The sequence below is a fragment of the Granulosicoccus sp. 3-233 genome, assembly GCF_052681095.1.
On sequence record NZ_JBQYLE010000001.1, the window covers coordinates 275,397 to 292,871 of the forward strand.

At 58.6% G+C, this 17,475-nt stretch carries 15 protein-coding genes; 8 read left to right on the top strand and 7 right to left on the bottom strand.

The features are described 5' to 3' along the window. Positions 1–7: 7 nt before the first annotated feature. The 3 genes from ACUNV4_RS01240 (at position 8) to ACUNV4_RS01250 (ending at position 4,334) form a co-directional block, all read left to right on the top strand. Positions 8–658 carry a peroxiredoxin gene (locus tag ACUNV4_RS01240; protein ID WP_430876660.1) on the top strand — a complete coding sequence of 217 codons (651 nt, stop codon included), beginning with the start codon at positions 8–10 and terminating at the stop codon, positions 656–658. Between the two features lie 81 nt (positions 659–739). Further along, entirely contained in the window at positions 740–2,455 is a 1,716-nt protein-coding gene (cysI, locus tag ACUNV4_RS01245) for an assimilatory sulfite reductase (NADPH) hemoprotein subunit (RefSeq protein ID WP_430876661.1), read from the top strand. 64 nt (positions 2,456–2,519) lie between these two features. Then, positions 2,520–4,334 carry an assimilatory sulfite reductase (NADPH) flavoprotein subunit gene (locus ACUNV4_RS01250; protein ID WP_430876662.1) on the top strand — a complete coding sequence of 605 codons (1,815 nt, stop codon included), beginning with the start codon at positions 2,520–2,522 and terminating at the stop codon, positions 4,332–4,334. A gap of 148 nt (positions 4,335–4,482) precedes the next feature. Here the strand turns inward: ACUNV4_RS01250 and ACUNV4_RS01255 are convergent, their stop codons facing one another. The 6 genes from ACUNV4_RS01255 to ACUNV4_RS01280 all read right to left on the bottom strand — a co-directional run bounded on the left by ACUNV4_RS01255 (position 4,483) and on the right by ACUNV4_RS01280 (position 11,398). Then, positions 4,483–5,097: a LysE family translocator gene (locus ACUNV4_RS01255; RefSeq protein ID WP_430876663.1), complete on the bottom strand. Its 615-nt coding sequence runs from the start codon at positions 5,095–5,097 to the stop codon at positions 4,483–4,485. 81 nt (positions 5,098–5,178) lie between these two features. Continuing rightward, on the bottom strand, positions 5,179–7,224 hold the full coding sequence (locus ACUNV4_RS01260; RefSeq protein WP_430876664.1) for a beta-galactosidase: 2,046 nt from the start codon (positions 7,222–7,224) through the stop codon (positions 5,179–5,181). A 37-nt stretch (positions 7,225–7,261) separates the two neighbouring features. Further along, the gene (locus ACUNV4_RS01265; protein ID WP_430876665.1) at positions 7,262–8,347 is read right to left on the bottom strand and encodes an ABC transporter ATP-binding protein; all 1,086 of its coding nucleotides are present in this window, start codon (positions 8,345–8,347) and stop codon (positions 7,262–7,264) included. Between the two features lie 9 nt (positions 8,348–8,356). After that, a complete protein-coding gene (locus tag ACUNV4_RS01270) occupies positions 8,357–9,193 on the bottom strand; it encodes a carbohydrate ABC transporter permease (protein WP_430876666.1) in 837 nt (278 codons plus the stop codon). Then, positions 9,190–10,050: a carbohydrate ABC transporter permease gene (locus ACUNV4_RS01275; RefSeq protein ID WP_430876667.1), complete on the bottom strand. Its 861-nt coding sequence runs from the start codon at positions 10,048–10,050 to the stop codon at positions 9,190–9,192. The genes ACUNV4_RS01270 and ACUNV4_RS01275 overlap by 4 nt, the downstream gene beginning before the upstream one ends. A 76-nt stretch (positions 10,051–10,126) precedes the next feature. After that, a complete protein-coding gene (locus ACUNV4_RS01280) occupies positions 10,127–11,398 on the bottom strand; it encodes an extracellular solute-binding protein (protein WP_430876668.1) in 1,272 nt (423 codons plus the stop codon). An 84-nt stretch (positions 11,399–11,482) separates the two neighbouring features. On the opposite strand from ACUNV4_RS01280, the gene ACUNV4_RS01285 reads away from it, so the two are divergent. Next, complete coding sequence (locus tag ACUNV4_RS01285) at positions 11,483–12,376, top strand: helix-turn-helix domain-containing protein (RefSeq protein ID WP_430876669.1); 894 nt, start codon at positions 11,483–11,485, stop codon at positions 12,374–12,376. Between the two features lie 19 nt (positions 12,377–12,395). Here ACUNV4_RS01285 and ACUNV4_RS01290 read toward each other — a convergent pair whose 3' ends face one another. After that, positions 12,396–13,070 (bottom strand): GntR family transcriptional regulator, encoded by a 675-nt coding sequence (locus tag ACUNV4_RS01290; protein ID WP_430876670.1) that lies wholly within the window; start codon positions 13,068–13,070, stop codon positions 12,396–12,398. A gap of 147 nt (positions 13,071–13,217) precedes the next feature. On the opposite strand from ACUNV4_RS01290, the gene ACUNV4_RS01295 reads away from it, so the two are divergent. The 4 genes from ACUNV4_RS01295 (at position 13,218) to ACUNV4_RS01310 (ending at position 17,174) form a co-directional block, all read left to right on the top strand. Then, positions 13,218–13,757: a 2,4'-dihydroxyacetophenone dioxygenase family protein gene (locus ACUNV4_RS01295; RefSeq protein ID WP_430876671.1), complete on the top strand. Its 540-nt coding sequence runs from the start codon at positions 13,218–13,220 to the stop codon at positions 13,755–13,757. Between the two features lie 16 nt (positions 13,758–13,773). Beyond that, entirely contained in the window at positions 13,774–14,787 is a 1,014-nt protein-coding gene (locus ACUNV4_RS01300) for a zinc-dependent alcohol dehydrogenase (protein WP_430876672.1), read from the top strand. Between the two features lie 59 nt (positions 14,788–14,846). Further along, positions 14,847–15,557, top strand: a complete 711-nt coding sequence (locus ACUNV4_RS01305; protein ID WP_430876673.1) for an SDR family NAD(P)-dependent oxidoreductase — start codon at positions 14,847–14,849, stop codon at positions 15,555–15,557. A 93-nt stretch (positions 15,558–15,650) separates the two neighbouring features. Continuing rightward, positions 15,651–17,174, top strand: a complete 1,524-nt coding sequence (locus ACUNV4_RS01310) for an RCC1 domain-containing protein (protein ID WP_430876674.1) — start codon at positions 15,651–15,653, stop codon at positions 17,172–17,174. Positions 17,175–17,475 lie beyond the last annotated feature (301 nt).

A 17,475-nucleotide genomic window follows, 5' to 3' on the forward strand; every position in this document is an offset into this window, starting at 1 on the left:
AAATCACATGTCTCTTCGTATCAACGACACAGTCCCGAATTTCACAGCCGAGACCGACCAGGGAACGATTACCTTCCACGACTGGATCGGTGACAGCTGGGCAATCCTGTTCAGTCATCCCAAGGATTTCACGCCGGTTTGCACCACCGAATTCAGTGCTGTCGCACAGTTGGCCGATGAGTGGGCCAAGCGCAACACCAAGGTTCTTGGTGTATCCGTGGACGGCGTTGAAGATCACAAGAAGTGGAAGAACGACATCGAGTCCTATGGTGGTGCCAAGGCGGGCTTCCCGATCATCGCCGATGAAGGCCTGGAGGTCTCCAAGCAGTTCGACATGTTGCCGGCAGAAGCCTATCTGCCAGACGGTCGAACGCCGGCTGACAGCGCGACGGTTCGTTCGGTTTTCATCATCGGTCCCGACAAGCAGTTGAAGCTGTCCATGACCTACCCGATGACAGTCGGCCGCAACTTCGCCGAGATACTGCGCGCCCTGGATGGCCTGCAGATGTCAACCAAGGGTGTTGCCACGCCTGCCAACTGGGAAGTCGGTCAGGACGTGATCATTCCGCCAGCTGTCAGCAATGAAGATGCAACAGCGAAGTTCGGCGAATTCGAAACCGTATTCCCTTACCTGCGCAAGACCAAAGCGCCAAGCTGATCGACAGACGCGGGGCGGTGGCTGTCAAGGCCGCCGCCCTTGCCTGAATCGAATACACCTGAGATACGTAGCACGCAAGCCATGCTGGACAAAGTCGAAAACACGCCGGAGCTGGAATCTCTTCCACTGTCGGACAATGAGCGCCTGAAGAGGGAGAGCAATTTCCTGCGTGGCACCATTGCCGAAGACCTGCAGGATCCCATCACGGGAGGCTTCACGGCGGACAACTTTCAGCTGATTCGTTTTCACGGCATGTATCAGCAGGATGATCGCGATATCCGCGCAGAGCGTAGCCAACAGAAGCTCGAGCCACTGCACAATGTCATGCTGCGAGCCAGATTGCCCGGCGGCATCATCAAGCCGGAGCAATGGCTGGTCATCGATCAGTTCGCGGCAGAGAAGACACTGTACGGTTCCATCCGCCTGACGACTCGCCAGACTTTCCAGTTCCACGGTGTGCTCAAACCGAACATCAAGACCATGCACCAGGTGCTGAACGCGACCGGTATCGACTCCATCGCGACAGCTGGTGATGTCAATCGAAATGTGCTGTGCAGCACCAATCCGGTCGAATCCGAGCTGCATCAGGAAGCCTACGAGTGGGCGAAGAAGATCAGCGAACATCTGCTGCCCAGAACGAAGGCCTATATGGAGATCTGGCTCGATGGCAAGAAGGAGAAGACCACCGAGGAGCCGATTCTGGGGTCTACCTACCTGCCGCGCAAATTCAAGACTACCGTGACAGTGCCACCCAACAACGAGGTGGATGTGCATGCCAACGATCTGAACTTCGTTGCCATTGCCGAAGATGGCAAACTGGTCGGCTTCAATGTGCTGGTCGGCGGCGGACTGGCGATGACGCATGGTGAAACAGCCACCTATCCGCGAAAGGCCGATGACTTCGGTTTCATACCGCTGGAGCATACGCTCGCGGTAGCCGAGCATGTCGTGAGCGTGCAACGCGACTGGGGCAATCGCTCCAACCGCAAGAACGCCAAGACCAAGTACACGCTGGATCGCGTGGGCACTGATGTGTTCAAGGCCGAGGTAGAGCGTCGTGCCGGCGTGAAATTCGAGGACAGCCGCCCGTATGAGTTCACCTCGCGTGGCGATCGTTTCGGCTGGGTCGAAGGTATCGATGGCAAGCAGCACCTGACGCTTTTCGTCATGAATGGCCGCATTCTGGATTACCCGGATCGTCCGCTGAAAACTGGCCTGCGCAAGATTGCCGAGATACACAAGGGCGATTTTCGCATCACGGCCAATCAGAACCTGATCATCGCCGGTGTGCCTGCAGAGCAGAAGGACGAGATCGAGAAAATTGCCCGAGCGCATGGTCTGCTGGATGATGGCACCTCGGCCCAGAAGCTCAATTCCATGGCCTGTGTGGCCTTGCCAACCTGCCCGCTGGCCATGGCTGAATCCGAACGCTATCTGCCAAGCCTGGTAGAAAAGGTGGAAGTTCTGCTGGAAAAGCACGGTCTGGTTGATGACCACATCATCCTGCGCGTGGTCGGTTGCCCGAACGGCTGTGGCCGCGCCATGCTGGCGGAAGCCGGTCTGGTCGGCAAGGGCCCGGGCAAGTACAACCTGTATCTGGGAGGCAATCGTGTGGGCACACGCATTCCCAAACTCTACCGCGAGAACATCGGTGAAGAGGTCATCCTGAGCGAGCTGGATTCCCTGATCGGTCGCTGGGCAACAGAGCGTCACGACGATGAAGGCTTTGGTGATTTCGTCATTCGCCAGGGCGTGGTGAAGGAAGTCAAGGTGTCTGTCACCGACTTTCACGCCTGAGCCTTTCAGATACACAAGAACACGTTTCAGTATTCAACAAACAGAACCCGACTGGTAACTCCCGATGATCCTGTCTGACATTCCCCAAGGGCTTAGTCCATTGACACCCAACCAGATCAATCAGGTCAAGGACCTCATGGGTGGTCTGACGCCTGTGCAACAGGCCTGGATCAGTGGCTATATGGCGGCGGCTGCCAATGCCGCTACGCCGATTGCCCTGCAGGAGACGGTGGCGGTCGATGCCTCTCCGCTGACCATTCTCTACGGTTCCCAGACAGGTAATGCCAAGGGAATCGCTGCGGACATGGCTGCCAAGGCCGAGGCTCGCGGGCTGGATGTCAAGTTGGTCAACATGGCGGACTACAAGCCGACACAGTTGAAGAACGAGAAGTTTCTGACCATTGTCGTCTCCACCTATGGTGAGGGCGAACCACCGGAACAGGCCGAGAAGCTGTACAAGTTTCTGGGTTCGAAGAAGGCGCCGAAGCTCGAAGGTGTGCAGGTAGCCGTGATCGGCCTGGGTGACAGCAGCTATGAGTTTTTCTGCAAGACCGCTTCCGATTTCGAAGAGCGCCTGAGTGCTCTGGGCGCCTCCGTGATCACCGAGCGTGCGTTGCTGGATGTGGATTACGATGACGCGGCGGCTGCCTGGGTGGATGGCGCGGTTGATCTCTTCGAGCCCGCGTTGAAGGCGGTCAACGGTGCGGCCAGTCCGGCGATGACCGGTCTGGCGGGGTTTGGTGACGCGGCTCAGCCCGTGACGTCCATTTTCAACAAGAAGAATCCGTTTGTCGCAGAAATCGGTGAAGTACAGAAAATCACCGGTCGGGATTCACTCAAGGATGTTCGACACGTCGAGATCTCGCTGGAAGGTTCCGGCTTGCAGTATCGAGCGGGTGATTCTCTCGGTGTGTATTTCCTCAATGACAGTCTGGCTGTTGATGAAGTGCTGGCACTGCTGAAGATTTCAGCCGACGAGGCTGTGCGAGTAGGTGATGAAGACAAGCCGGTTCGCCAGGCGCTGATAGAGGATTTCGAGCTGACGCAGTCCTACCCGGGGTTTGTCGAGAAATTCGCTGCGGCCACTGGCAATGCAGGCCTGGTGGAGATCGCCGGTGACAAGGCGGCGCTGCGGGAGTATCTGGAGGACAGGCAGATCTATGACGTCATCCGGCAGAACCCCGGCGACATCACGGCCCAGGCACTGATCGATAGCCTGCGCAAGCAACAGCCGCGTCTGTACTCCATTGCTTCCAGCCAGAAAGAGGTTGAAGAGGAAGTGCATCTGACGGTGGCGGTAGTTGAATTCGACACACACGACAACGCGCACCTGGGTGGCTGCTCCGGTTTTCTCGGACGCCGCGTCGAGGAAGGTGACAAGGTACGCGTGTACATCGAGCACAATGACAGCTTCCGACTGCCGGAGAATCCCGAGGCGCCGGTGATCATGATCGGACCGGGCACCGGTATCGCACCATTCCGCTCCTTTCTGCAGGATCGCGAGGCCGATGGTGTCGAAGGCAACAGCTGGTTGTTCTTCGGCAATCCGCATTTCACCCAGGATTTCCTGTACCAGGTGGAACTGCAGTCCTATCTGAAGTCCGGTCTGCTGAGCAAGTTGAGCGTTGCCTTCAGTCGCGATCAGGCCGAGAAGGTCTATGTACAGGACCGCATCGTCGAGAACGGTGCCGAGTTGTACGAATGGCTGCAGAAGGGTGCGCATCTGTACATCTGCGGTGATGGCAACCACATGGCCAAGGACGTGCATCAGGCCCTGTTGTCTGTGGTGCAGACTCACGGTGGCCAGTCGGCAGAAGACGCCGAGGCCTATCTGGAAGCACTGCGGGATGACAAGCGCTATCAGAAGGATGTGTATTGAGATCTGACTGGCGGTTTGCCGCCTATCGGCCTTCGCAGCGCGATGGTATAATTGCCCTGTTCGAAGGCAGATTCGGCGATGCCGAAGGAGCGAAGGTGATTCGCGCTGTTGCGGGCAGCCCTGACGCACTGGCTGGCCACCGCGCCGCTCAGGCCATCATGGCGACACGAATGGCCAGCAGAATCAGCACGATCCCCGAGAGGCGATCGATCAGCACGGCCTTCGAGCGGATGCGTTCAACCACCAGGGAGTGGGACAGCACCAGGGTAATGAAGGTGTACCACAGTCCATCCACCAGAAATGGCGTGGCCACGATCACCATCTGATTGCCGAGATCATTGCCCAGCGCCACGAACTGGCTGAACAGGGCGATGAAGAACAGGGCGATCTTGGGGCTCAAGATGGAGATCAGAAAGCCTTCGCGAGCCGATTGCGACACGGCCGTGTGCTCGCCGGCTTCCAGCTTGGCGGCAATGCCACCCTTCGAGCGCAGTGCGTTGAAGCCCAGATAAGCCAGGTAGGCGGCTCCTGCCAGACTGATGTACCTGAACAGCAGGGGGCTTTGCTGCAACAGCACCGCCAGCCCGATCAAGGTGATGAAGGCATAGATGCCGATGCCGAAGGCATGCGCCCAGGCGGTTGCCAAGCCGTTGCTGCGCCCACCCGCCAGGGCGTGTCTGGCAACGATGGCCAAACTGGGGCCGGGGGACATGGCCCCCAGCAGGCAGACGGTGAACAGTGACAGCCAGATGGTGAATGTCATGGGGGCAAGCCTTCCGATTGCGTAGATCGATTATCGGCTGATTTCGTCAGCCGGGAAGGCAATGTACCGCAAGAAAGGCCCTCAGGTGGTGACTTGACGGCTGGCAGGTACCCGTTGCTGTGTCGCAGGCTGAACAGGCTGTCGGATGCAGGCAACGCCGCAGGATTCCAGTTGCAAGGAGCCCATGTCCACCTGCGCACCGGGAAAGAGTGCACTCAGGTCTTGTGTGTCACGCCCGTAGTTGAACAGATAGCGCCGGTTGCCATTGTCTCGAACACGAATGTCCGGCGGCAGGTCAAGCCATGGCAGGCCTGCCAGCTCCAGTGCCTGCCGCGTGACGCGATCGAGCGCCGCGTTCTCATAGCGGCCGGCAAGGTAGATGGTCCTGCCTGATCGCAGAGCGGTGGCCTGGCCGTTTTCCAGTGTTTCCATCACCTCGACCTTGTCACCCGCCACCACCGTTTCCAGCCAACCGGCAAGCGTGCCGCCTTCTGCAAGGTTGAACGGCGCGAAGGCAGGGCGCGTTTCAACCCGGCGGATGCGGATATCGATCAGCTGCCGAAGTGCACCCGGTGGCAGACCTTCGGAGATTCCGAGGTTCTCGGATTTGGCGCCTGTCCACGGCCCTGCCAGTACCACGGCTTCACTGGCTGCCAGATTTTCGGCAAATTCGGGCGTGATATGAGTCAACATCGGCATTACCACCAGCTTTCGCCCGGCAATGGCGTTCTCGGTTGGCGGGACGATATCCACGCTGATGCCGGCTCGCCGCAGTGCTGCATAGGCTTGCAACACGCTGTCGAAATGCGATGCATCTGCGGCAGTGGGCTGGATCTCCATCATCCACTGACTGTCGTAGTCGAAGATCAAGGCCACCTCGGCGCGACTGGATCCCGGCTCCGGCAGCAGTTGCTGCAGTTCCTCGTTTATCTCACAGCACAGCCGGTAACCATCATTCGCTTCCCCGTCGGGCAACAGCAGGCCCTCGTGCATCTGCTCCTGCGCAAAGGATGGCTGACGCCAGCGGAAGAAGCTGACCACCTCTGCGCCGGCTGCGAAAGCTTCCCAGACCCACAGTCTTCCGGCACCGGGCAGGGGGGCCGGGTTGTATGCTCCCCAATTCAGTGGGCCAGGGGGTTGTTGCTCCATGACCCACCAGCGACCCTTGTCCTGACCATTGCGAAGCTCACCACAAGAGCGGTACAGGTCGTGGTGAAAGGGGTCGAAATCCGGATGACCGATTCCCATATAGCGCTTCATCAAGGCCTCATCGCCAATTTCCCGATCCAGAAAACCCAGTGGATAGGCATCCCATGCGGCGATATCGAGTTCCTGACTGACCGCGTAATGATCGAACTCGAAGAACTTGCCCATGAAATTGTGACTGATCGGGCGGCCGGGTGAGTGCTGGCGAATGATATCGGTCTGCAACTTGTTGAAGCTGGCCACCTGCTCGGATGCATAGCGGCGAAAATCCAGCTGGTGTGACGGATTGGTCTGGGTGACGGCAGCGGCAGGAAATTCGATCTGTTCGAAACTGTCGTAGATCATCGACCAGAAGACATTGCCCCAGGCCCGGTTCAGATTGCCGATCTCCTGATAGCGATCCGCAAGCCATCGGCGAAAGCCTGAGAGAGCCGCATCGGAGTAGCTCAGCGTGGTGCGATGACAGCCGTATTCGTTGTCTGTCTGCCAGGCCGCAACGGCCGGGTGATCCCCATAGCGACGTGCCATGGCGTCGGTTATTCGAGCGCATTCGCGTCGGTAGCCTTCGTGGCTGAAGCAATAGTGTCGGCGCGAGCCGAAACCGCGCACCTGTCCCTGGGCATCCACCGGCAGCATGTCGGGCATCTGGTCAACCAGCCACTTGGGTGGTGTCGCCGTTGGCGTACACAGGACGACTTTCAGTTGCATGGCTGCAAGCTCGTCGATTGCCCGGTCCAGCCAGCCCCAGTCATGCACGCCGGGCCGCGGTTCCAGCAGAGACCAGGCGAACTCGGCAATGCGAACATACTCGATGCCGGCGGCAGCCATCATCTGTGCATCGATGGGCCAGCGCGACTCAGGCCAGTGCTCGGGGTAGTAGCAGACGCCAAGGGTCTGCCGTGCCTCTCGTTCGAAAGTCATGATTGCTCGGTCTTTTGTCTGTGTGAAGTGGAGTTGCTCAGCGCAGTCGTGTGCCATCGGCCGCAAACAGGATTGCCTTGTCGGGCGGCACGCCGACGACGACCTGATCGCCTGCGCGATCGGTGTGTACGCCCTGTCGCGCGACAATCAATGGTTCCTTCGTGGTGGTGCCGCTATAGAGATAGCTGGTCGCCCCCAGATACTCGACCACGTCGATCGTGGTGGTGAAAGTGCCAGGGCCGGGTGACCCCACCTGGGCATGTTCGGGTCGCAGTCCGAGCGATACCGGCGTGCCACTGGGCAGCGGTTGCGACAGTGCAACCTCGACCAGGGCATCGCCTTGCCCCGATAGCACGACCGCCTGCCGTCCATCGACATGGCCTCGTGCCTCACCGGTCAGGAAATTCATTCGGGGTGAGCCGATGAAACCGGCCACGAACCGATTGTCCGGGTCCGTGTAGAGCGCCAGAGGGGTGCCGACCTGCTCGATATGGCCGGCACGCAGAACGACGATCCGATCAGCCAGGGTCATGGCCTCGGTCTGGTCGTGGGTGACATAGATCATGGTTGCACCCAGCTCGTGGTGCAGGCGGGCGATTTCCACCCGCATCTGCACACGCAGCTCGGCATCCAGGTTCGACAAGGGTTCGTCAAACAGGAAGACCTGTGGCTTACGCACAATGGAGCGGCCGATGGCGACCCGTTGTCGCTGTCCGCCGGATAGCTGTTTGGGGAGACGAGCCAACAGGGAATCAAGTTGCAGTACGCTCGCCGCGCCCCTGACGCGCTCCGAGGTGTCGGCTGCCTTGTTGCCATTCATGCGCAAGCCGAATGAGAGGTTTTCGGTCACGTCCATGTGCGGGTAGAGTGCATAGGATTGAAAGACCATGGAGATCCCCCGATCTCCGGGCTCGACATCGGTGACGAGGCGATCGCCAATCCTCAGGGAGCCATGGCTGATCGATTCCAGTCCGGCGATCATCCGCAGCAAGGTGGATTTACCGCAGCCGGACGGGCCGACAAAGACCACGAATTCGCCGTCCTGAACGTCCAGATCAGCACCGTGAATGACCTTTATGGCGCCAAAGGACTTGCTGACACCTTCCAGAGAAACTGAACCCATGTCGAACTCCTACTTCACGGCGCCAGCGGTAATGCCGGCCATGAAGAAACGTTGCATGAAAATGAAAACCACCAGCATGGGAGCGGTCAGCAAGACCGAGCCAACCATGACACCACCCCAGCTGACATCGAGCAGCCCGAACAGCGATCCAAGCGCCACGGGCGCTGTCATCATCGATCGATCATTGGAAATCAGCAGCGGCCAGAGATAGTTGTTCCACGAATGCAGAAAGAGAATGATCGACAATGCGGCGAGCATGGGCCGCGCCAGTGGCAGCGCGACATGCCGGAAGATCTGCCATTCGCTGACGCCATCGATACGTGCCGCGTCGAACAGATCGGCGGGCATCATCGTGAAGGCCTGTCGCATGAACAGCACGCCCAGCGAATTGAACAACGGCGGCACGATCAGCGCTATCCAGGTGTTCGAGAGTCCGAAGTCCCGCGCCACCATGATGAACTGCGGGATGACCACCACGAAGTAGGGTAGTGTCATCGTTCCCAGAATGATCGATACGACAAGCCCGCGCCCATGAAAGCGGTAACGTGCCAGTGCCCAGCCAGCCATGGAGGTCAGCACCACTGAGGCGGCCGTGTAGATCACGGCTACCACCACGGACACCACGATCGTGCGCACGAAATCCAGCTCTGCCTGCAATTCATGGAAGTTCTCGATGAATCTGTCGCCGGGCCACAGCTGAACTTCGGCACTGAATATGGCGCTGTCCTCCATGGAAGCAAAGACGACCATCATCCAGATGGGCAACAGCCACAACAGAGCCAACGGCACGATGACCGCATGCAGGGCCAGGCTGCGCAGCAGTACTGTTCTTGATCTTGACTTCATGAACGTTCTCTCCCCAGCCACAGGTTCAGTATGGAAATCGATACAGCCAGTGCGGCAATCGTGTAGGCGATGGCCGAGGCATAGCCGAAGTTCAGATTCAGGAAGGCCTGCTTGTAGAGATACAGACCCAGGGTCTCGGTTGCCCCGCCGGGCCCCCCGAGATTGGTTATCAGATAGGGTTCGGCAAACAGCTGCATGGAGCCAATGACCGACAGCACCAGACAGAAGACAATGACCGGTTTGAGCAGGGGGAGCGTGATATACAGAAACTGCTGGTGAGGACTTACCCGATCCAGGGTTGCAGCTTCATAGACATCCTGAGGAATGGATTGCAAGCCTGAGAGGATGATGATGGCGTTGTAGCCGACCCAGCGCCATGTCACGGCAATGATGATCAGTGACATGGCCGCAGTGGGGTTGGAAAACCAGCTGACGGCGTCCAGTCCGATACCCTCCAGCGTCTTGTTCACGATCCCGAATTCATCGTTGAACATCAGCCGGAACACAGCCGCATAGGCGGCCTCTCCGATCACCACGGGCGCGAAAAAGGCAAAGCGGATCAGGCCACGTGCCCGCAGCAGCGTCGAATTGAGCAGTACCGCCAGCAAGGTGGCCAGTGTCAGCATGACCGGCACCTGAATGGCGAGAATCTTCAGCGTGTTCCACAATGCGTTGTAGAAAGCCGGATCCTGCGTGAGTCGCCCCCAGGTCATGCCGGGGTTGAAGCTCCAGGGCTGACGCCGCGTCGATAGAAACGACAGGTAGAAGGAGTGGATAATGGGCCAGAGCCAGAAGATGGCGAATATCAGCAGATAAGGACTCAAAAACCCATAGGCAGTTTGCGTGCGCTGGCGCATTGGATGGGGTCCTGTCAGGAAGGCTGTTGAAGTGGCGGGGACTCGGCCCCGCCGTCAGATTCGCGGCTGGTCGGAATCACTCGGCGATGGGCAGACCGGTGGCAAAGCTGATCTGCTTTGCCGCGTCGTCCATGGCAGCCTGCGCGCTGTCAAAGCCACCGGCCAGATAGGCCGTCTGGTTCGCGATGACGACCTGATCGGCATCGCTGAAGTATTCCGTCCCATTGATCGGCGCGATCTTTTCCAGTCGCCCCAGAACCAGCTCCCAGATCTTCTGGCCACCCCAGAACTCGCTCGGTTCGGACACATAGGGATCATCCAGCGCCGAGACCAGCGAGGGCACCAGGCCCTGTTCGCGCAGCATGGTGATCTGGCCTTCGTTGGAGCCCAGTGCATAACTCAGGTAGGCGAAGGCGGCTTCCTTGACGCGGCTGTTGTTGTTGATTGCCAGCAACGAACCACCGAAATTGGCGGCCCGCGAGCCGCCTGCCGTAACGCTGGGCATGGCCATGATGCCCCACTTGCCGTGTTGGTCTTCCGGTGCGTTGTTGCGCACTGGCCCCTCGAACCAGGCTCCGCTCATCTGGGTTGCCACGACACCGGCGCCGTTGTTCTGCAGCTTTCCGTTGAAATCGGCGGCCGTCATCAGCTTCTGGTCGTTGAGTGACTTGACCACTTCCAGTGCGGCGACACAGCCGGGCTGCGACACGGTAATGGATTCACCGTCCGACGAGAAATAGCCGCAACCCTGCTCCTCACCGATCATGCGCACGAATTCGGCACCACCGTTGAGGTTGTCATTGATCATGGTCACGCCGGGGTTGGCTGCCTGCACTGCCTTGCCGGCTTCCTGAAAATCGTCCCAGGTCTCTATGCTGGCCACATCCACGCCCGCCTTTTCATAGAAGTCCCGGCGATAGAACATCACCACGGGGCCGGAGTCCCAGGGCATGCCCACGACGCGATCTCCCTGACGCAGGGCAAACATCTTGAATTCCGGGAAAGCGGCTTGCTGGTCCGCATCAAAGCCCAGCGGTACCAGATCGGCTGCACAATCCGGAAACTGTGCAGTGATCAATTCCATCTCGGTGTTCTGGAACTGGAACAGATCCGGCAGCCCGGTACCGCCGGCTGCGCAGGCTGCCAGGACCCGGCTCTTGACATCGGAATAGCCCAGCTTGTCCACCGTCACCTTGATGTCCGGATGCAGGGCGTTGAACCCTTCCAGAGTCGCCTCCAGTGCGGGTGCGGCGCTCCCCCAGGACCAGACCTTGACCTCGGTTTCTGCCCGGGCGATACCGGTTGAGGCAAGCAGCACCAATGATGCACAAACTGTTATATGTCGCATGTCTTTCTCTCCTGATCAGCCTTGAGACTTTGGAACGTTTGTCATGACTGTTAGTATTGCAGCATCAGGAGAATCGTCTTGCCCATGGGACAGCCAACTTCATCCGATAGTAAGATTTCGGAAAAAAACATCTGGAATCCGCGTGACAGCACGGTAGAAGCCCTGCCCAATGACATCGTTCTGGGGCGTGGCGAGCCCGGTGTCATGCCGATTTCGCACTGGCACGCGCAGATAGAAATCAACTACGTGGAGACCGGTGCGACAAGCTACGAGATGTGTGGGCGCGAGTTCCGGATCGGCCCTGGCGACATTGCGCTGTTCTGGGGTGGCTTGCCGCATCGTCTTGCCGATTTCGAGGAAGGCACCCGAATGGAGGCCATCCACCTGCCGCTCGTGCAGTTCTTCCGGCTGCGCCTGTCCGACGAGATTCGCGAAAAGCTCATGCACGGAGCAGCATTGATTGCTACCGAGCGTGCCGAGGAGGATCGCTGCGCATTTGCACGCATGTGCCGCTATTTCCGTTCGGACGATGCCGAGCGCAAGCGCCACGCCACCGAAGAGCTGTTGTTGCGCATAGAACGCATTGCGCTGGAGTCTTATGAATTGGTCGATCTGGGCACTGAACGGGATACCGCACTGGAAACGCCTGATCAGAAGAGCTTCGACAAGATCCGGCAGATACTGGGCTTCATCGCCGAGCACTTCCGGGAAAACATCGACGCCAACACCATCGCCGACAACGCCAGCCTGCATCCCAAATATCTGATGAGCCTGTTCAGGAAATCCACCGGGGTCACGCTGAACCAGTATGTGCAGCTACTGCGTTTGTCCTATGCACAGGCACTGCTGCTGGAAGACGAAGGAAGCATCCTGACTGTTGCCATGGAAAGTGGGTTTGGCTCGCTGTCGCACTTCAACCGCAGTTTCCGCAAACACACCGGCATGAAGCCGACGGAATACAGGCTTGGTATGCGTTGAGGCTTCAGGGCATCGCGACTCAAGGTACATCAGTGGCCAGAATGCGCCAGTAATTGCCTTCCTTCCTGTCGATATGGGCGGCAAGGATTTTCAAGGCACCCGTCAGATCCCTGTTGCCTACCGCTGCGCACAAGCTCTGATGTTCCCGATAGGATTTGGCCATGTGGTCGGGGTGCTGACCCAGGCGATGTCGCAAGGCGGCCATACGGGGTGCGATGGTCTGATAGGCATCGGTGATGAAGGGGTTGTTCGCCGAACGGACAATACGCTGGTGAAAATCTGCGTCCAGATCCAGATAGAGGGCGTCGTCAACGGCCTCTCGAGCAAAGCTCATTTCTGCGAGGCAGGTCGTGAGGCTGTGGTGCAATTGCTCGGGATTCTCCGCAATGCCCGCTTCCAGAGCGTAGGCCTCCATGCAGATTCTTGCATCGCAGAGCTTGGCCAGATCGCTCTTCTCGATGGAGAAGACAAAACTGCCGCGTTGCGGTTCGACCGTCAATAGCCTTTCGGTTTCCAACCGATTGATGGCTTCACGCACCGGGGTGCGGCTGACATCCAGCGCCTTGGCAATCTTGCCTTCCGAGAGCTTTTCGCCAAACGCCAGCTTTCCGGTAATCACCCAGCGACGAATTTCATCCGTCACGTGATCGGTCAGGGATTTGGGACGCTTCTGGCTGGAAACGAGAACATTCATGAAGTAGTCTGTGATGAGAGGTAGGAACTGGCATACAGTATACGGTATACTTGTTTTGCGAACCTGATGCTCGTGAGGCGCAGCGACCTCCATGAAGGTCGTGCGGTGAGGCAGGATTTTTCGAATAACCCGGCACGGAGAAAGAACATGCCCGTTGAGCAGGACAAGACCGAGAACGGCAAGAACGATCGCGTTCCCTATCAATTGCCATTCCCCCCCAATGCTGCGCAGGAAATTGTCGTGCCCGACGGTATTCCCACCGATGAGCGGGTCTGGGTGCCTCAAGCCGAGAACGTCTCGTTCCGACCGCTGTGCCTGAATGTCTCGCAGGGGTACTGGATGAATCTGCTGCGCGTACGCAAATCCGGTGTGCTGTCGCGTCATCGTCATCCTCAGCCGGTTCATGGCTGGGTGTTGAAGGGGCGCTGGCATTATCTGGAGCATGACTGGGTAGCCGAGGAGGGAGGGTATGTCTACGAGCCTCCTGGTGAGACGCATACGCTGGTGGTGCCAGACGATGTGACGGAGATGATCACCTTCTTTCAGGTCAACGGTGTCATGTTGTACGTGGATCCCTGGGGCAAGACCATGGGATTCGAGGATGTCTTCACCAAGATAGAGATATGCCGCAATCACTACGAGGAGGTCGGTCTCGGGGGCGATTTCGTCGATCAGTTCATTCGATGAGTAGGTCGAGCAAGGCATGAAGGCACTGGTTTATACCGCTCCCCGACAGATCGCTATACGTGACATTGCATCGCCCACCGCGGCCGAGGGTCAGGCGATGCTCAGCCTGCGCTATTGCGGCGTTTGTGGCACGGATATCGGCATCTGGTCGGGCACGCATCCACGGGCAGCGGCGCCACTGGTCCTGGGGCATGAATTCATCGGCCAGGTTGACGGGACGTCGACGCGCTTCGCCACGGGTACTCGTGTCGTCGCCTACCCGCTGTTTTCCTGTGGAAGCTGTCACCCTTGCCGAACCGGCAGTCCGCATATCTGTACGCAACTGCGCCTGATCGGTATCGATGGTGATGGCGGCATGGCAGAGCAGTTGGCGGTTGACGAGAACCTGCTGTTTGCAGTGCCGGACAATCTGGATGACAAGACGGCGACTCTGATCGAGCCTCTGGCAGTCGCCGTGCGTGCCGTCGAGCAGTCCGCATTGCGGGTAGGTGATAGCGTGCTGGTGCTCGGCGCCGGTCCTATCGGCTTGCTCACGGCAACGGTTGCCCGCCATGCCGGCGCGGCGCAGGTCTGTGTGTCGGATATCAATCCGGCGCGCCTGCAGTTGGCGGAAGCCCTGGGGTTCATCCCGCTGGACGCAAGTGAGGAGAATGTGGCAGAGCGGGTCAGCCGGGATACCGCCGGTGATGGGGTTGATGTGACCTTCGAATGTGCAGGGGTGGCCCCTGCTGTCGTGGATGCTCTGGCGGCGACCCGGCCAGGCGGCACGATCTGCCTGGCGTCGTTGCACAAGGGCATGAGCCCGCTGCCGTTACTGGATGTGGCCTTCAAGGAGCTGCGGATAGTCGGCTCTCGTGTTTACACCCGGGAGCAGTTCCGCCGCAGTATTCCTCTGGCGTCCGAACTTGCCGGGCAACTGGCATTGCTGATTACTCGCACCGTCCCACTGAGTGGCGCCCATACGGTGTTCGACGACATGGTTGCCCCTGTTGCCTGCGACATCAAGACCCTGATCGATTGCACGAATTGAGGGGTATTTCGGAGTTGTATCAACAAATCACTTCTTGTGAATCGTGAGGAAAATTCCCTATGAAAAAGGTTGTTGTGATTGGCGGAACCCGCGGCATCGGTGAAGGTGTCTCCGCGGCATTGGCTGACAAGGGCTGGTCTGTCATTGCCACCGGTGTGGATGACGCCGAGGTGGAGGCGTATCGTCGTGACCATGCCGACGGCACAGGCTCTGCACAGACACTGGATGTACGCGACAACGCGGCCGTGACCGAATTCTTCAAGGGGCTGGAAAGCCTTGATGCCCTGGTCAATTGCGCCGGTATACTGGCTCGTGAAGCGGAATACGAGATCGAGACGTTCGAACGCGTGATCGATATCAATCTGACGGGGACGATGCGCTGCTGTCTGGCCGCACAAGCCCTGCTGGCACGCAATGGTGGCGCGATCGTCAACACGGCGTCCATGCTCAGTTATTTCGGCGGACCTCTGGTGCCCGCCTATTCGGCGTCAAAGGGTGGGGTGGCGCAGCTCACGAAATCGCTGGCGGGAAGATGGGCCGATGATGGTATCCGCGTGAACGCGGTCGCTCCGGGCTGGATCGAAACCGAAATGACCGGTGCCCTGCGCGCCGATCCGGAGCGCAATGCCCCGATACTCGGACGAACACCGATGCGCCGCTGGGGTCAGACAGCCGAAGTGGGTGCGCTGGTTGCCTGGCTGGTGTCGGCGGAGGCCAGCTTCATCACCGGTGCGGTGTATCCGGTTGATGGGGGGTATTCGGCGATGTAGGAAGGCGGTTTCGAATCTTGCAGGTATTTCTACCAGAACTGCTAACGACTTTGTAATAGGCTTGTTTTCCCCGTTCAAGCTGGTGGAACCCACATGAGACGAATCTCCGCACTCCTGACTGTTGTATTGTCATTGCCGCTTCTCGCACAAGCCGATTACAAGCAGATCACGGTACTGGGTGATCGTTTCTGCGGCCTGTCCGACTCGGGCAGTGTCAGCTGTACATCCGCCAGCGATCCTACCAATCCGACACTGCAGCCACCTGAGGCGATCTTCACCGAGATCGGTCTCGGCTTTCGACATGCCTGTGGCATCACGGACAGCGGCGATGTGCAATGCTGGGGCCTGGATACCCATGAAGATCAGATCTACCCGCCCGGATTCGACGCACCTGTGGTGAAGCTCAGTGTCGGTTCTTACCACAGCTGTGCGGTTGACAGCGAAGGCACGGCGAAGTGCTGGGGCCAGAATGTGCACGGTCAGGCGGATGTGCCTGCCGATATCGATGAGTTCGCGGATGTGTCGACCATCAGTTACTACAGTAGCTGTGGCATCAAGGGAACCGAGGACTTGTTCTGCTGGGGCTATTTCCACAGCACACTGGTGCCCTATGCGGCACGCACCGACTCCCCATTCACGCAGTTCGAAAGCAGTGACAGTATCGATTGCGCTGTGCGCGAAGATGGCACGGCCGATTGCTGGTCGGCCAATGTCGGTAATCTGGTAGTCGCGCAATTTCGCAATGGTCCGTATCGCAAGGTGATACCCATGCAGCAAAGGGATGACAACGTTGCCTGTGCACTGACTGATGCGGGCGAGCTGGACTGTGTCGGGCGACTCTATGTCGGTCGTGATCGGAATCCGGCACCACTGGCGGTGACGCGCCTGCCCCAGACCTATGCGGACGTTCACGCCGATGGCAGTCGTCTGTACGGCTATACGACTGCCGGTCGTCTGGAGCTCGTCCTGGGCAGCCAGGACGAGACACGACAAGTCCTGCTCGATACGATCAACGGTGAATTGTCGATGCCTGTTCTGACGTTGTCGGCTGCGAACTTCTATGGCAGTGCCACCGGCACGGAGCTGTTCTTCGATGTCAGCGGTGTCAGCATCCATGATTACCGCCGCAATTACGATACGCAGGTGTTCCGGGATGAGGTGCTGCTGGACACCACCGACAACATGGGCTCTTACATGGACAGAACGGCCACCGCCGTTGAATCTCCGGTGTACACACTGCGTGCAGTTCATGCCTTTGGCCAAACCGGTGACTTCTCCAACGCGCTGCGCCCGGGAAACACGTCCGACGCGCCGGATGGTCCGGGATCCTATCTGCCCGTTGACGAGCGCTCAGCATCACCGGAGGGACTCCGCGCCGAGGTGTACTGGTATGACGTCGAACTTTTCTGGGATCGCAATACCAGCGGAGAGGTGCGTTCATACGAGATCCGCAAGAACGGCGAGTTCATCGATACCACCAGCGGTACGTCCTGGTACGACGCATCGACAGCCGATGGTGACCTGGTTCAGTACGAGGTCATTGCGATGGGGGCCGATGGTGCCTTGTTGGGGCTGGATTCGGTCCGTGTGCAGATTGGCGACCCGGTGTGTCGCTGAATCATTCACTACCTACCGGTCGACCCCCCTCGAAGGGATCGATTTTGAAACGGTATCGTGATCCATCCACGCTTATCCACAAAATGTGTGGATAAGTGTGTGGATGACGCTTGAATAGAGCGCTGCATCCCGCAGAAAGTAACGGCTGTGTCAAATTGCACATTTTTTGATCAACAAAAATAGTGTTATAAAACAAAGACTTGGAAATGTGAAAGGGAATTCGTCAATGACATGACTCTCTGGTTGGCGCATGAGAGGGTGATGTGCATAAAACACTTCGAGGAATGCCAGCAAGTCAAGT

Bases quoted from the DNA above. Each gene is read 5' to 3' on its own strand.
- ACUNV4_RS01240 (WP_430876660.1), top strand. From the start codon at position 8: ATGTCTCTTCGTATCAACGACACAGTCCCGAATTTCACAGCCGAGACC.
- cysI (WP_430876661.1), top strand. From the start codon at position 740: ATGCTGGACAAAGTCGAAAACACGCCGGAGCTGGAATCTCTTCCACTG.
- ACUNV4_RS01250 (WP_430876662.1), top strand. From the start codon at position 2,520: ATGATCCTGTCTGACATTCCCCAAGGGCTTAGTCCATTGACACCCAAC.
- ACUNV4_RS01255 (WP_430876663.1), bottom strand. From the start codon at position 5,097: ATGACATTCACCATCTGGCTGTCACTGTTCACCGTCTGCCTGCTGGGG.
- ACUNV4_RS01260 (WP_430876664.1), bottom strand. From the start codon at position 7,224: ATGACTTTCGAACGAGAGGCACGGCAGACCCTTGGCGTCTGCTACTAC.
- ACUNV4_RS01265 (WP_430876665.1), bottom strand. From the start codon at position 8,347: ATGGGTTCAGTTTCTCTGGAAGGTGTCAGCAAGTCCTTTGGCGCCATA.
- ACUNV4_RS01270 (WP_430876666.1), bottom strand. From the start codon at position 9,193: ATGAAGTCAAGATCAAGAACAGTACTGCTGCGCAGCCTGGCCCTGCAT.
- ACUNV4_RS01275 (WP_430876667.1), bottom strand. From the start codon at position 10,050: ATGCGCCAGCGCACGCAAACTGCCTATGGGTTTTTGAGTCCTTATCTG.
- ACUNV4_RS01280 (WP_430876668.1), bottom strand. From the start codon at position 11,398: ATGCGACATATAACAGTTTGTGCATCATTGGTGCTGCTTGCCTCAACC.
- ACUNV4_RS01285 (WP_430876669.1), top strand. From the start codon at position 11,483: ATGGGACAGCCAACTTCATCCGATAGTAAGATTTCGGAAAAAAACATC.
- ACUNV4_RS01290 (WP_430876670.1), bottom strand. From the start codon at position 13,070: ATGAATGTTCTCGTTTCCAGCCAGAAGCGTCCCAAATCCCTGACCGAT.
- ACUNV4_RS01295 (WP_430876671.1), top strand. From the start codon at position 13,218: ATGCCCGTTGAGCAGGACAAGACCGAGAACGGCAAGAACGATCGCGTT.
- ACUNV4_RS01300 (WP_430876672.1), top strand. From the start codon at position 13,774: ATGAAGGCACTGGTTTATACCGCTCCCCGACAGATCGCTATACGTGAC.
- ACUNV4_RS01305 (WP_430876673.1), top strand. From the start codon at position 14,847: ATGAAAAAGGTTGTTGTGATTGGCGGAACCCGCGGCATCGGTGAAGGT.
- ACUNV4_RS01310 (WP_430876674.1), top strand. From the start codon at position 15,651: ATGAGACGAATCTCCGCACTCCTGACTGTTGTATTGTCATTGCCGCTT.